The following is a 14,896-nucleotide window of genomic DNA, read 5'->3' on the forward strand; positions in this document are numbered from 1 at the left end:
TTGGCGTCGATAAGCACGGACATCACGCAGCTTCCTTCTTCACGGCCGCGACGATCTTCTGCGCCGCGTCATCGAGGTCATCCGCCGGGATCACGTTCAGACCCGACTCACGGATGATCGTCTTGCCTTCTTCCACATTGGTGCCTTCGAGGCGCACCACCAGGGGCACCTGGAGACCCACCGCCTTCACCGCCGCCAGCACGCCGCGCGCGATCACGTCGCACTGCATGATGCCGCCGAAGATGTTGACGAGGATGCCCTTCACGTTCGGATCGGCAGTGATGATCTTGAAGGCGGCCGTCACCTTCTCCTCATTGGCGCCGCCGCCCACGTCCAGGAAGTTCGCCGGGCTTTCGCCGTAGAGCTGGATGATGTCGAGGGTCGCCATGGCGAGGCCCGCGCCATTCACCATGCAGCCGATGGTGCCATCGAGCGCGATGTAGGCGAGGTCGTACTTGGAAGCCTCGATTTCCTTCGCGTCCTCTTCCGTCAGGTCGCGCAGCTCGGCGAGCTCCGGGTGGCGGAACATGGCGTTGGAATCGAAGGTGACCTTGGCGTCGAGCACGCGCAGCTGGGCATCCTTGGTGATGATCAGCGGGTTGATCTCGAGCATCGCCATGTCGGTGTCGACGAAGGCGGTGTAGAGCACCTCGGCGAGCTTGCCCGCCTGCTTGGCCAGATCGCCCGTCAGGCCGAGGGCCTTGGCGATCTTGCGGCCGTGGAAGCCCTGCACTCCGGTGACCGGATCCACCGAGAAGGTGATGATCTTCTCAGGATGGGAATGGGCCACTTCCTCGATGTCCATGCCGCCTTCGGTGGAGACCACGAAGGCCACGTGCGAGGTGGCGCGATCCACCAGCAGGGAGATGTAGAACTCCTTCTCGATGTCGGAGCCGTCTTCCAGATACAGGCGGTTCACCTGCTTGCCGGCGGGGCCGGTCTGGATGGTGACGAGGGTGTTGCCCAGCATCTGCGAGACGAAGGTCTTGACCTCGTCGATGGACTTGGCGAGGCGCACGCCGCCCTTGTCGCCTGCTTCCGGCTCGACGAACTTGCCCTTGCCGCGCCCGCCGGCGTGGATCTGGGACTTCACCACCCAGAGCGGACCGCCGAGTTCCTTGGCCGCCGCCTCGGCGTCTTCCACCTTCAGCACGGGCACGCCGCGCGAGACCGGCGCGCCGTACTTCTTCAGCAGCGCCTTGGCCTGGTACTCGTGAATATTCATCTCTGCGTCCCTCAGGGTTGCGAAACGCCCCTCCCCCCGCCCCGGACGGACCGCGCCTCGCAAAATGCGGGGCCAGATGGTCCGCGCCGCTTCCACCGCAGATGGCACCCTGAACCGCGACAGCCCTCAGGCCGCCGCGCGGGTACCCGGAAGGGGAGCATTCGTCTCCTTCACCTCGCCGGTCGTTCCGCCGGCACGAAAACGGCGCACCTTGCGGCGCGCCGTCACTGTCGAGATCACTTCCCGAGACCGGGTGCGATCTTCAGGCAGGCCTCCACCAGTCCTTCGACGGCAGCGACCGATCTGTCGAACATGGCGCGCTCGGAGCGGTCGAGTTCGACCTCCACGATACGCTCCACGCCACGCGCGCCGATAACCGCCGGCACGCCCACATAGATATCCTTGAGCCCGTATTCCCCGTTCAGCAGCGTGGCGACGGGGAGGACGCGCTTCTTGTCCCGCAGGTAGCTCTCCGCCATGGCGATGGCGGATGCCGCCGGCGCATAGAAGGCCGAGCCGGTCTTAAGCAGGTTGACGATCTCCGCCCCGCCGTCGCGGGTGCGCTGGACGATGGCGGCGATGCGCTCCTCGCTGGTCCAACCCATGCGGATGAGGTCCGGCACCGGGATGCCGCCCACGGTGGAATAGCGCACCAGCGGCACCATGGTGTCGCCATGCCCGCCCATGACGAAGGCGGTCACGTCCTCCACGGAGACGTCGAATTCCTCCGCAAGGAAATAGCGCAGGCGTGCGGAATCGAGCACGCCCGCCATGCCCACCACCTTCTCCGGCGGCAGGCCGCTGGAGCGCTGGAGCGCCCAAACCATGGCATCCAGCGGATTGGTGATGCAGATGACGAAAGCGTCAGGAGCATATTTGCGGATACCGGCGCCCACCTGCTCCATCACCTTGAGGTTGATGGCGAGGAGGTCGTCGCGGCTCATGCCCGGCTTGCGCGCCACGCCGGCGGTGACGATCACCACGTCGGCGCCGGCGATGGCGTCATAGCTCGACGCGCCGGCATAGGCAGCGTCGAAGCCTTCCACGGGAGTGAGTTCTGCCAGGTCGAGGGCCTTGCCCTCGGGGACGCCTTCGGCAACGTCGAACAGGACGATGTCGCCCAATGCCTTCATCCCGGCGAGAAGGGCGAGCGTGCCGCCGATCTGGCCGGCCCCGATGAGGGCGATCTTGTTGCGGGCCATCCCTTGTCCCCGGAAACCGATCTGCTGGCGGGCGCATGAGACGAGCCGCCGCAGGAAACGAGCGGCGCTTGACTACTCCCATCCGCCCTGGGGTTCAAGCCGGCCGCACTGCACAAATAGTGTGAGAAGGCCGATTTCTGCTGCTGAAACAGGCCTTTTCTTCCCCAATTCCGCATCATTTGCACCATGCGGAAAACCATCCCGCATGGTGGACCCATTGGCCTACCGCCACCGGCAGCCGCGCGGCACTGGGGGGCGCTCCCCCGCACAAGAGCGTATGGATCAAGATTGAGGAAGTCGCACAATCTAAAGACGCAGATATTCAACACTATCTACCTTGACGAGCGGCTGAATCCTGCGATGTGCGCCGAGTTCCGGCCCGGCTGCGGCCAGCGCATCGGCTGACCGATCCGGGACGCGCTGGATCTTTCGCTGAGGCACGCGGAGGGGAGGAGGTTGCCGGCGTCGGGTAGGCCATCAGGCCGTTGGCCACATGACCGGAGCTGGATGCCGCGCGGCGGCGCGCAGTGTCGGGTCGGTGAACGGGCGAGACCGGATGCCGCCAGCGTGTCGATGTCGGGGTGTGTTGAAGGAATGACCAGGAGCGGCCAACAATCGAGGCCGCTCCGGCAGGAGGCGGTTGAAACCGGCTCTCACCTGCCGAGGGCGTGGCCGGACGGCCGACGCCATCTTGAAAAAATCTGCCCTCTCCCCGCATGCGGCCGAGCGACCAGCCGGATGAAAAACATAAACAAACTTCTGAAATTCAACAAACAATGGGCGGAGAGAGGGCAGCCGTCCGGGGGCAGAAGCCTCCGGCGGGAGTGGTCAGGCCGCAGCGCAGGCCACCAAAAAGGTGAACCTCAGGGCGCGCCGCGACGTGAGGACAAAAGCCTCAGCTTCCCGTCTTCAGGGAAGTCAGGGGCACGAAAGCGGGCTTCGGGCCGGGCTCGGGCGGGCGGCTCGGATCGTGCTCTTTCAGCACCTTGAACACGCGCTCGGCCATCGGATTAGACTTGATGAAGTCTTCATAGGCCTGACCCAACATGGACTGGGCTGCCGAAAAGATCTCATCCTCGCTCATGCCATCGAACTCGGCGGAGACGAGGTATTGACCCATGCGCCGCAGAATGTGGAGGCGCAGGACCTGGAGCACTTCAGGCTGATATTCCACCTGAAGCAGCTCAAAAAACTCTTCCGCGCTGTGCAGGGACTTCAGCTTGTCGACAACCGACATCGCGACCTCCTTGTTGTCACTCTTCCCGAATACCACCGGCGTCACGCGGCCTCATCGGCCGTGGCGCCGCGGCCGCGCGGACGTTCGCTCTGCAAGTGCGCAAGGCGCGCCTCCAGGAATTCGATCCGGTCGAGCAGCGAGACGATGGCCTCGCCCACCGGGTCCGGCATCAGGTGATGCTCCAGGTCGATGCGGCCGTCGCCGACGCGGCGGCGGTCGGCCATGGGCTTCACCACCCGGCCGGGAATCCCCACGACAGTCATGGCCGGAGGCACATCCTCGATCACCACAGAATTGGCGCCGATGCGGCAGCCCGCCCCCACCGTGATGGGGCCCAGGATCTTGGCGCCCGCACCCACCAGAACACCGTCACGCAGGGTGGGGTGACGCTTGCCGGAGGTCCACGAAGTGCCGCCCAGGGTGACCCCGTGATAGAGCGTCACGTCGTTGCCCACCTCGGCAGTCTCGCCGATCACCACGCACGCGCCGTGATCGATGAAGAAGCGCCGGCCGATGGTGGCGCCGGGATGAATGTCGACGTTGGTCAGGAAGCGGCCGAGCCAGGACAGAAAGCGGGCGGGGAACTTGATGCCCCGGCGCCAGAGCCGGCTCGCCAGCCGGTGCCAGATCACCGCATGGACGCCGGGATAGGTCAGCACGATCTCGACCGTGTTGCGGGCCGCCGGATCGCGCGACTTCACGCAGTCCACGTCCTCGCGGATGAGGCGCCACACCGACAGGGCGGACGCCGTCTCAGCCTCCGCCGCGCCGGCGAGCGGAACGTCGGTTCCCTGCCATTTCGGGCTTCCCATGATCATGGGTCAGGCTCCCATCACTGCGGCGTGGCGGCGCTTGAGCGCCTCTTCGGTGAAGCTGTCCTCGTAGAAGCGCCTGAGCACGTCCGGAGAGACCGAGTTCTTCGACCGGATGGCGAAGTCGCGCACCCGGGCAAGGATGGCGCGGCCGCGCGCCTCGTCCACTGCCAGCCCCTGGTCCGACAGGGCCTTGAGAATGGCGGCAAGTCCCGAATGCTTGCCCAGCACCACCCGGTGCGAGCGGCCCAGCATTTCCGGGCTCAGCGCCTCGTAGGTGCCACGGTCCTTCAGCAGGCCCGAAACATGGATGCCGGATTCATGGGTGAAGATGTCCTCACCCACGATGGCCTTGGTGCGGGGCATGGGGCGACCGGCCGCCTCCATCACCTTCTGCGCCAGCGGCCGCAGCGCTTGCGGGTCGATACCGGTCTCCGAGCGCGCGGTCTGGCGCAGGGCGATGGCCACTTCCTCCAGCGCCGCGTTGCCCGCTCGCTCGCCGAGGCCGGCCACCGTCACGCTGGCATGGCGCGCCCCGCCGGTGACGGCGGCGAGCGTGTTGGCGGTGGCGAGGCCAAGGTCGTCATGGGCGTGGAACTCGATCTCGAGGTCCGTCGCATTGGCGACGCGCCGCACCAGCGCATAGGCAGAAAAAGGATCGAGCACGCCCAGCGTGTCGGCGAGGCGCAGGCGGAAAGCGCCCGCCTCCTTCGCCACCTCGGCCACCTTGCACAGGAAGTCCGGATCGGCGCGGGAGGCATCCTCGCAGCCGACTGCGGCCGTAAAGCCGAGCTTGGTCGCCAGCGTCACCACATGACGCACGGCCCCCAGCGCCCAATCCCGATCGCGGTTGAGCTTGCCCTTCAACTGGCGGTCGGAGGTGGGGATGGAGAGATTGACGTAGTTCACCCCGGCGGAGACCGCGGCGAAGAGGTCTTCCTCGCTCATGCGGCACCAGGCGGCGACGCGAAGGGGCAGCTTGAGGGAAACGATGGAGCGCAGCGTCTCGATTTCCTCGTCGCCCATGGCCGGGGTGCCGGCCTCGATCTCGGGCACGCCGGCCGCAGCCAGTGCTTCGGCGATCTCGATCTTCTCCCGGCGGGTGAATGCGACGCCCGGCGCCTGCTCGCCGTCCCGGAGCGTGGTGTCGTTCAGGAAAACCGTACGGGCCGGCACCGTCCCCGCGGCGGCGCCGCTCGCATCCACGGATGCCCGGCTGGAGCGCGCCAATATGGCCGATGGTGACTTCGCGAGCATGGGTCCCTTCCGATCTACCCCCGCCGCATCGGCCGGGGATGAATGAACTCCACCGGGCTGGGCCCGGACCCTCGTCAGTTCCGCAAGCCCCCGCCTGCCATCATCAGTGCCGCCGGATCGTCCTCGAACACGAAGCCACGCGCCGTCTCCGATTCCACGAAATCGATGACGATGCCGCGCGCGACCGAACGGGATGCCCCATCGATGAAAACCTTGAGGCCGCCCTGCTCGAGAATCAGGTCACCGTCGCGCGCCCGGCTGTCGAGATGCATCAGGTAGTTCACGCCATCGCCGGACCCGGCCTTGGCGACCACACGCAGGCCATCCGCCTGCGCTGAGCACGACAGGGCCGCCTTGATTGCCGACAGAGCATTGGTCGTGAGCGTGATCATCAGTCCGTCCACCTGCGCCTGAGCGCCCCCTGCCGAAGCTACTGGCAAGGCCCGTGCCACCTGATCAAGTCATTGAAATCAGATGGAAAAGACAGACTCGAGTGGTTGTCACGAATGCGACAGCGTCACGGCTTGTGTGATGTTCGACAGGTTCGTGACAGAGAAGCCCCACGCTATAGGTGCGCGAGCCTCCGTATAACTACGTAGTCATTGTCGGGTCGCTGCGGACTTTTTCTTGCCCGCCAACCCGAACAACCGCATTCACGCGGACAATGGCACCACGGCCGAGCCGGAAAATCAGTTTCTGGCCTGTGAAACGCACCGGCCCGCGAGCACGTCAGGCCGGCGAGATCACCACCTTCACATCGGCCGGCTTCGCCCAATAGGGGGCGGAAGTGACGAGCACATGGGCGCCGGCGGCGGCGTAGGCTGCGGCATTGGCGAGGTTCACGCCGCCAGCCGCCGCCACCTTCGTTTCCGGCGCGCGGGCGGCCACCCGGCGGGTCACCTCGGCGATGTCAGCGGGGGTCATCTTCTCGCACTGGAGCACGCCGGGGTGGGCCGGCAGCACCGCGTCCACCTCGTCCAGCGTCTTCACCTCCACCACCACCTTCTTCTCCGGCGCGGCGCGGCGCAGGGCGGCGACGCCGGCGGCGGGGTCGGTGAGGAAGGCCTGGTGCTCGGGAAACAGCAGGAGCGTTTCCGACAAGCCGAGCCGGTGGGGAAAGGCGCCGCCGGCGCGGATGGCGGCGATCATCTGCGCCTTGGCGCCAGGCAATGTCTTGCGCGTGGTCACCACCGCGATATCCGGCGCCACGGCGCGGGCAGCGGCCACGATGTCGGCGGTCAGCGTGGCGATGCCGGAGAGGTACTCGACCAGCGTCTGCGCCACCTTCCACGCGCGAAAGATGGGGCCAGCCGTCCCCTGCGCCATCAGGATGGTCTCACCCGCCGGTGCCCGCGTGCTGGTGACGGCGAGCACGTCGGCCTCGGCCCCGGCGGTCAGGAACAGGTCCCGCGCCAGTTCGACGCCGCACAGGGTGGCATCCGCCCGCATGGCCATGGTCAGGCGGGCCTTGCGTCCTGTGAGGGCCAGCGATTCGGTGGTGAGGTCGCCATAGGGCGCGTCCTCGGCGAGAAGGGCATCCACGCTCGCCTGCGTCCACCATTTGTAGGTCATGCGCCGCCCCCGCCTATGCCGGATCCGATACAGCTGGCAGGCTTATAACGCTCGGGCGGGACGGTCTACGGGACAAAGACGCGCTTCCTCGGCAGCGCCTGCTCACCAAAGCCCTCATGCCGGCGCCGCCTCGCGCCTTGTGGCGGCGCGCAGCAGCTTGAGGCATTCGATATTGGCTGCCAGATCCAGCGCGCAGAAGCCGTCCTGCGTCTCCAGGCGGGGGTCGGCGCCACGGGAGAGCAGCTTTTCCACCGCCTCCACCTTGCCGGCGGAAGCCGCATACATCAGCGAGCTGGCGCCGGTGTCGTTGAGGCTGTCGATGGTGATACCAGCATCCACCAGCAGGTCGATGATGTGGGGGTGATTGCCGACGCAGGCGAGCCACAGGGCGGTGTTGCCATCGCCATTGCGGGTGTCCAGCGCCGCACCGGCGGCAATGAGGCCCGCCACCACCTCGGCGAGCCCCTCCTGGGACGCCTTCATGAGCGGGGTCATGCCATTTTCCGCCGTCGCATTCACCCCATCGGCGGGAAAGCCGAGGCCGACGAGCCAGCCGGAAAGGGCGGCATCGAGCGTCGCCGTCGCGCCGCGCGCGCTTTCGAAAGCCCGCCACGCCTCATATCCGCCATCCACGCTGAACACTTGGGCGAAGCCAAAATCCGACAGGGTCTGGGCATATTCGCGGCTGGCGTTGCCGTGGTAGCAATAGATCACCACTGGCTGCGCCTTCGGCGTCGTACCGATCACCTCCGAAAGGGCCGAATAGGCGAGGTTGCGCGCACTCTCCACATGGCTGGCGGCGTAGGAATTGGCGTCGCGCACGTCGAGCAGCAGGGCCCGGCCTTCGCCGACGATGGATGCGGCCTCCTCGACGCCGATGCAGCGGAAGGGAATGCGCTCTCTCATGGCGTGCTCCTGAACATCCCTCAGGCCGAGCGGCCCGGATAGGCCGGCTCGGTGGTGATGCGGGTGTCGATGGCGGGGCGCCCCACCGTGAAATGATAGAGGGACTGGAACTCCAGGCTTTCCAGCCCCACCAGCCGGTGCAGGTCGTCGTCGAAGAAGCAGCCGATGCCGGTGCCCCGGAACCCCGCCGCCTCCGCTTCCAGATAGAGCACCTGGCCGATGAGACCTGCCTCCCAATGCAGCTGGCGATAGCGCCACGGGTCCGCCGCCACGGTGGCCTCGAACTCGCTGAGCATGGCCAGGGCGAAGCTGCTGTCGCTGGCGATGGCCTGATGGCAGCTGATGGTGCGGGCGATGCCCCGGCAGTCAGTCTCCACCAGCCGATAGAGCGGCAGGTGGTCGGGGCAGCCCTCCGGCGTCACCCACTGGAAATCGGGACGCAACGCGGCCTTCAGCGCGTCCGCGATCCCCGCGCGCCGCGGCAGCGCGTAGAGGCCGGGGGCAAGGCCCTCCACCCGGTGCACGAACAGCAGCGGATGGATGCGCGGCGTAAACCCCCAGGCGTCGAAGGGAGCGACATTCCGGGGCAGAAGCGCATCCAGCATGCCGAAGAAGACCTCCTGCGGCATGATGCTGTTCTTCGCCTCGAAGCGCTGGGCGCTTCGGCGGCCGAGGATGACGGAGGAGGCCTTAACCTCGTTCGTCACCGCGCGGGCCGGCAACTCCGGGCCGGCGGCCGGAGCCGGATCGGGCGCGCCCGCGCCACCGTGGGTGGCGGCGCTCACCGCATCGATCACCGGCCAGCGATAGAGCTTGTGCCGGTCCAGCACATTGGCCTTGCCCGTCCACCCGCGCGTGTCCGGATCGGGCGGCGGCGCGACGAGGGAGGGTCCCGGCGTGATCTGGATGAGGATATCGGGATCCTCCCGCTCGGCCCCGTCAAAATCCGCCTCGCGATCGAAGCCGCCCAGGCGCGCGATCTGGGCGCTGCCCACGCCCTCCACCATACGCGCGCTCCAGCCGAGGCAGGCGGCGGCATAGCGCACGGCGGCAAGGGCGTGGCCGAGATCGAGCTGGCAATAGCGGAACGCCCGCTCGCCGTATTTCCAAGCCTCCCGCCAGTGGATGGAGGAGAGTGCCAGATGAAGCCGCGCCGGCCCCGCTGCGGACCGCGCGAAGCTACGCTCCATCACGAAACCCGACGCGCTGGCAAAGGCGACCGAGGTCGAAGTCCGCGCGGCAAAGCGCTGCTCCAGCACGTGGTCGCGGCTGACATAGTGATGACCCCCGTCGGGCACGCCGGCGACGTTGGACGCCAGCACATAGGCCTCGGTTGGGTGCAGATTGCCGCTGGAGGGATTGCAGCGCACCGCCCAGCGGTCCGGTCCATATTGCTTCCAGCCGGCCAGGCCGAAGGACAGTTCCAGCAGCAGCGCAACACCGGCCAGATCGAGCGGCGCCGCCGGCACCGCGCCGGGCGTGACCATCTCGCCATAGGTGATGGCCAGCCCCTCCGCCGCCAGCGGCAGGGCCAGGCGCGGGCAGCCCTCGAACTCCCGGAACGGGTTGGGCTGGGCGTCCCAGTCCAGGGTTTCCGGCCCCGCCGCATAGGCCTTGAGGCTGTGTTTGGTGCGCGCGTGATAGGCGAGCGCCGTATCAGCCGGACGGGCAATGGGCGGGGCAGCATTCATGGTTCAGGACGCCTTGCGTTGCACCGGGTCAGGACACGGCACATGCGGGCTGGAGCAGCCTTCCAGCGGCCGCGCCGCCGGATCGGACGGCCCCAGCAGGGACAGGACGGGCTCGCGGTCGAAGCCGGCGCAGCGCCCGCTCTCCGTCTCCACCAGCGGGCGGCGGATGAGCAGGGGCTCGGCCAACATCAGCGCGATGGCGGTCTCCGCGTCGACGGCGGAGGGGTCCACCGCGCCGGACTTCACCTTGGGCGCTGCCGGGTTGAACCAGGCGGCGACCGGGGTGTCACCGAAGAAGCCGCGCAGGCGCTCTGCGGTCCAGGGCTCGGTCAGGAGGCTGCGGACCTCCAGCGTGTGACCGGCATTGGACAGGGCGAGCTTCTGCCGGGCATTGGTTCCGCAGCCCGGCTTCTCGTAGAAAGTGACGATGGCCACGAGCGGCTATTTCATCACGGTGAGCTGGACCAGCGGGGCGGCGCCGCCACGGCCGAGCACGGTGTCCACCTTCTTGCGCACAGCTTCCAGCGTGAGCGGCTTCACCACCGCGCCATGAGCGCCGGCCTTGAGCCCTCCCACCGCGACAGCCTCGCTGGCTTTGTCGGTGACGATGAGGATCCGCACGTCCGGGAACTTCGCCTTCATCTCGGCGATCAGGCCGTCGCCGCGCGTCTGGAGCAGGGAGACGCCGAGCAGGATCACGTGCGGCACCAGCCAGCCCGTCCCTTTCTCATAGGCTTCCTCGGGGGTGGCAAGTTCGTGGGTCTCGATCTCGTCGTGCAGCATGAACTGGAGCGCCGCGCGCGTGATCTCGTCCTCGTCCACCACGAAGACGCGCCGCTGGTCCACCGCCTTGGAAGTCTCAACGCCGATCTGCATTTTAACCCTCGCTCGTCTTCCCCTCGCCGGGGTGTGCACCCGTTCGCTCGCCGGCATGCAAACATGCGGGCCGGGCGCGCAATGAACGCATCAAGCAAGTTCCGTTCCTGAGACCTCAGCGCGGCCGGCCAGACGCCGGGCGCGGGGCTGTTCACCCTGTGTTTCAACGCCCGCGCACGCGCATGCGCGGGCCTGCGTATCCGCCCGCGCATGTGCGGACGGATGCGCGCGAATGTTTTCAGACACCGCAACGTCGGCATGCAGCCCAGTTGTTTTAATCCCGACACAACCAAAGGGGGCTGTCATGTTCGACACAGCACGACGCGGGCGGCCTTGTCGCCGGGATTTTGATGCAAATCAAAGATTTGGGGGCGCCGATGGCGAGTGGCACGCTGGTTGCTCCTTCCTTTGGCGCAACAGCGAGTGAGGGCTGAGTGCACGCCTAGGCCATCTGCCAGCGTAGCGCTCCTTCCCGTAACCCGCGGGGCGTTTCCGACCGATATTGCTGACGAGAGAAACGGCCTCGCGCCACGCGCGCGGTGGTCTTCCGTATAGGTTCGAAGGAGAGACAGATGTCTTCGCTGCGACAGATCGCGTTTTACGGGAAGGGTGGCATCGGCAAGTCCACCACCTCTCAGAATACCCTGGCTGCGCTTGCGCAGATGGGTCACAAGATCCTCATCGTGGGTTGCGACCCCAAGGCCGACTCGACCCGCCTGATCCTGCACGCCAAGGCCCAGGACACCATCCTGTCGCTTGCGGCGAACGCCGGCTCGGTGGAAGACCTCGAGCTCGAGGACGTGATGAAGATCGGCTACCAGGACATCCGCTGCGTGGAGTCCGGTGGTCCTGAGCCGGGCGTTGGCTGCGCCGGCCGCGGCGTGATCACCTCGATCAACTTCCTGGAAGAGAACGGCGCCTACGAGGACATCGACTACGTGTCCTACGACGTGCTCGGCGACGTGGTGTGCGGCGGCTTCGCCATGCCCATCCGCGAGAACAAGGCGCAGGAAATCTACATCGTGATGTCGGGCGAGATGATGGCCATGTATGCGGCCAACAACATCTCGAAGGGCATTCTGAAGTATGCGAACTCCGGCGGCGTGCGCCTGGGCGGGCTGGTGTGCAACGAGCGCCAGACCGACAAGGAGCTGGAGCTGGCTGAGAACCTGGCGAAGAAGCTCGGCACCGAGCTGATCTACTTCGTGCCGCGCGACAACATCGTGCAGCACGCCGAGCTGCGCCGCATGACCGTGATCGAGTATGCGCCCGATTCGGTGCAGGCCCAGCACTACCGGAACCTTGCGGAAAAGGTTCACGCCAACAAGGGCAACGGCATCATCCCGACCCCCATCACGATGGACGAGCTCGAGGACATGCTGATGGAGCACGGCATCATGAAGGCCGTCGACGAGAGCCAGGTCGGCAAGACCGCCGCCGAGCTCACCGCCTGAGGCTGACGACTTCGATGGGCCGGCCGCACGCCGGCCCATCACCCCGGACGCCGAGCCACGTGACAAGCCGCACCGGTTTTGCCACGAATATTTCAGATGGCTCCGCGTGACCTTTTCGATACGCGTTATTCATGCAGCTTAGGCGCAAGACTTCTCAGACGTCCCGGTCCCTCGCCCTCGGGCGAGGGACCTTTTGCTGAACGGGGCGCCTTTGGCTGGACGAGGCAGTTGCCGGCCGATCGCCGGACGTGCCCGCGAGAATTCCCTCTCCCCATCTCTTCTTTGCGCGCCCATCCCTCGCGTCTGGCATAAGCGCGACAACTCCCGCACACGCGGCCACGTCAGTTCGCACGCCTCGTCTGCCTCCGGACAGACCGCCCGAAACCCAGGCCGGCCTTACGTCGCAATTGCGACGCGCCATCGCGAAGCGCTCGCAATACGACAGCCCTCGATCCAACACATGCACGCACGCTCCCGGCCGCTGTCGCCTTCCTGACACGATTTCAAGGTCGCCATGAAGAGTGGCGCAACAATCGCGTCGCCGTTTCGCGACAATACTGCTCAAGTCCTTGCCATTGCGAATGATTCACAGATGACAGCCGCTTGGTACGCGGTTTGCTAGTCACTATCCGAAGCCGTGGTGAAGGGCTCGGAGCGAATTCATGCACATTGTCGTCTGCATCAAACAGGTCCCGGACTCAGCTCAGATCCGTGTCCACCCCGTCACGAACACGATCATGCGGCAGGGCGTGCCGACGATCATCAACCCCTACGACCTGTTCGCGCTGGAAGAGGCCATGCGGCTGCGCGACAAGTTCGGCGGCGAAGTCACCGTGCTCACCATGGGTCCGCCCTCGGCGGAAGATTCCCTCCGCAAGGCGCTGACCTACGGCGCCGACCGCGCGGTGCTGCTGACCGACCGCTTCTTCGCCGGCTCCGACACCCTGGCCACCAGCTTCGCCCTCGCCACCGCCATCACCAAGATCGGCGAAACCTATGGCGTGCCGGACCTGGTCTTCACCGGCAAGCAGACCATCGACGGCGACACCGCGCAGGTCGGTCCTGGTATCGCCAAGCGCCTTGGCCTGATCCAGGTGACCTATGTGGCCAAGGTCGCCGACTTCGACCCCGCCGCGCGCACCATCACGCTGGAGCGCCGCGCCGAGGGCGGCACCCAGGTGCTGAAGAGCAAGCTGCCCTGCCTCGTCGCCATGCTGGAGGCAACCAACGAGATCCGTCGCGGCTCCATGGAGAACGCCCTGCGCGCCGCCCGTGCCGAGGTCGTGAAGTGGAGCGCCAAGGATGCCGGCGTCCAGGACATGAGCAAGTGCGGCCTGAAGGGCTCACCCACCATCGTGAAGCGGGTGTTCGCGCCGAGCGCGCGCGCCGAGAAGGCGAAGTTCATCGAGGCCCCCGAGGGCGGAAACCTCGCCGACGCCCTGATCGCGGAAGTGTTTGCCCGCCAGCCCAATCTCGAAGCCGATTTGACCGCGCTCGCGCGCGGCTTCTGACGGCCGACGACCCAGGAACAGAGAGCCGACCATCATGAGCGAGCCCAAGACCCCCCCAGCCCCCGCCGCCGGTGGACGCGCGTCCACCAAGAAGGAACTGCCGGAGCACTTCAAGGCGTACAAGCACGTCTGGGTGTACATCGAGCAGGAGCGTGGCCAGGTCCATCCCGTCTCCTGGGAATTGATGGGCGAAGGCCGCAAGCTTGCCGATAAGCTGGGCGTCGAGCTCGGCGCCGTGGTGCTCGGCGCCGAGGGCGAGACGGTGCGCGGGGCGGTGGCGGAAGCCTTCTGCTACGGCGCCGATATCGCCTACGTGGTCGCCGACCCGGTGCTCACCGACTACCGCAACGAGGCCTACACGTCCGCGATGACGGACCTCGTGAACACCTACAAGCCGGAAATCCTGCTGCTCGGCGCCACCACCCTCGGCCGTGACCTCGCCGGCGCGGTGGCCACCACCCTGCTCACCGGCCTCACCGCCGATTCCACCGAGCTGGACGTGGACGCCGACGGCTCGCTGGCCGCGACCCGCCCCACCTTCGGCGGCTCCCTGCTCTGCACCATCTACACGCTCAACTACCGTCCGCAGATGGCCACCGTGCGCCCCCGCGTGATGTCCATGCCCATCCGGGTGGAAAAGCCGGTCGGCCGCGTGGTCGAGCACAAGCTCGGCGTGGTGGAAGACGACATCATCACCAAGATCCTGAGCTTCCTGCCCGACCGCGATTCCAACAAGGCGAACCTCGCCTATGCGGACGTGGTGGTGGCCGGCGGCATGGGCCTCGGCTCGCCGGAGAACTTCCAGCTGGTGAAGAACCTCGCCGCCTCCATGGGCGCCGAATTCGGCTGCTCGCGCCCGCTGGTGCAGAAGGGCTGGGTGGCCTCGGATCGGCAGATCGGCCAGACCGGCAAGACCATCCGTCCCCGGCTCTACATCGCCGCCGGTATTTCGGGCGCGATCCAGCATCGCGTGGGCGTGGAGGGTGCCGATCTCATCGTCGCCATCAACACCGACAAGAACGCTCCCATCTTCGACTTCGCCCATGTGGGCATCGTGACCGACGCCGTGCGCTTCCTGCCCATGCTGACGGAAGCCTTTTCCAAGCGCCTGTCCGCTCACTCCCGCGACAAGCTCGCCAGCTGAAGGATTGCT

At 66.7% G+C, this 14,896-nt stretch carries 14 protein-coding genes; 3 read left to right on the top strand and 11 right to left on the bottom strand.

The window, feature by feature from the left end:
- Positions 1–22: 22 nt before the first annotated feature.
- From sucC to FBQ73_RS15980, 11 genes are all read right to left on the bottom strand, one after another.
- Positions 23–1,225 carry an ADP-forming succinate--CoA ligase subunit beta gene (sucC, locus tag FBQ73_RS15925; protein WP_138400490.1) on the bottom strand — a complete coding sequence of 401 codons (1,203 nt, stop codon included), beginning with the start codon at positions 1,223–1,225 and terminating at the stop codon, positions 23–25.
- A 236-nt stretch (positions 1,226–1,461) separates the two neighbouring features.
- A complete protein-coding gene (gene mdh / locus FBQ73_RS15935; RefSeq protein ID WP_138400492.1) occupies positions 1,462–2,427 on the bottom strand; it encodes a malate dehydrogenase in 966 nt (321 codons plus the stop codon).
- Positions 2,428–3,322: 895 nt separating this feature from the next.
- Positions 3,323–3,664 carry a nitrogenase stabilizing/protective protein NifW gene (nifW, locus tag FBQ73_RS15940; protein ID WP_138400493.1) on the bottom strand — a complete coding sequence of 114 codons (342 nt, stop codon included), beginning with the start codon at positions 3,662–3,664 and terminating at the stop codon, positions 3,323–3,325.
- A gap of 41 nt (positions 3,665–3,705) precedes the next feature.
- Positions 3,706–4,482, bottom strand: coding sequence for a serine O-acetyltransferase (gene cysE, locus FBQ73_RS15945; protein WP_392567238.1), 777 nt, complete (start codon positions 4,480–4,482; stop codon positions 3,706–3,708).
- 3 nt (positions 4,483–4,485) lie between these two features.
- Positions 4,486–5,733, bottom strand: coding sequence for a homocitrate synthase (gene nifV, locus FBQ73_RS15950; RefSeq protein ID WP_138400494.1), 1,248 nt, complete (start codon positions 5,731–5,733; stop codon positions 4,486–4,488).
- A gap of 74 nt (positions 5,734–5,807) precedes the next feature.
- Positions 5,808–6,125, bottom strand: a complete 318-nt coding sequence (locus FBQ73_RS15955; protein WP_138400495.1) for a HesB/IscA family protein — start codon at positions 6,123–6,125, stop codon at positions 5,808–5,810.
- A gap of 337 nt (positions 6,126–6,462) precedes the next feature.
- Complete coding sequence (gene modD, locus FBQ73_RS15960) at positions 6,463–7,305, bottom strand: ModD protein (RefSeq protein ID WP_138400496.1); 843 nt, start codon at positions 7,303–7,305, stop codon at positions 6,463–6,465.
- Positions 7,306–7,419: 114 nt separating this feature from the next.
- Positions 7,420–8,211 carry an ankyrin repeat domain-containing protein gene (locus FBQ73_RS15965; protein WP_138400497.1) on the bottom strand — a complete coding sequence of 264 codons (792 nt, stop codon included), beginning with the start codon at positions 8,209–8,211 and terminating at the stop codon, positions 7,420–7,422.
- A 20-nt stretch (positions 8,212–8,231) separates the two neighbouring features.
- Entirely contained in the window at positions 8,232–9,902 is a 1,671-nt protein-coding gene (locus FBQ73_RS15970; RefSeq protein ID WP_138400498.1) for a nitroreductase family protein, read from the bottom strand.
- 3 nt (positions 9,903–9,905) lie between these two features.
- Positions 9,906–10,337: an ArsC/Spx/MgsR family protein gene (locus FBQ73_RS15975; RefSeq protein ID WP_138400499.1), complete on the bottom strand. Its 432-nt coding sequence runs from the start codon at positions 10,335–10,337 to the stop codon at positions 9,906–9,908.
- 6 nt (positions 10,338–10,343) lie between these two features.
- Positions 10,344–10,778, bottom strand: coding sequence for a response regulator (locus FBQ73_RS15980; protein WP_138400500.1), 435 nt, complete (start codon positions 10,776–10,778; stop codon positions 10,344–10,346).
- A gap of 572 nt (positions 10,779–11,350) precedes the next feature.
- Here FBQ73_RS15980 and nifH point away from each other — a divergent pair.
- From nifH to FBQ73_RS15995, 3 genes are all read left to right on the top strand, one after another.
- Entirely contained in the window at positions 11,351–12,232 is an 882-nt protein-coding gene (gene nifH, locus FBQ73_RS15985) for a nitrogenase iron protein (RefSeq protein ID WP_138400501.1), read from the top strand.
- 662 nt (positions 12,233–12,894) lie between these two features.
- Complete coding sequence (locus tag FBQ73_RS15990) at positions 12,895–13,743, top strand: electron transfer flavoprotein subunit beta/FixA family protein (protein WP_138400502.1); 849 nt, start codon at positions 12,895–12,897, stop codon at positions 13,741–13,743.
- Positions 13,744–13,777: 34 nt separating this feature from the next.
- Entirely contained in the window at positions 13,778–14,887 is a 1,110-nt protein-coding gene (locus FBQ73_RS15995) for an electron transfer flavoprotein subunit alpha/FixB family protein (RefSeq protein ID WP_138400503.1), read from the top strand.
- Positions 14,888–14,896: the final 9 nt, after the last annotated feature.

The organism is Xanthobacter autotrophicus (assembly GCF_005871085.1).
GTDB classification, from domain to species: Bacteria; Pseudomonadota; Alphaproteobacteria; order Rhizobiales; family Xanthobacteraceae; genus Xanthobacter; species Xanthobacter autotrophicus.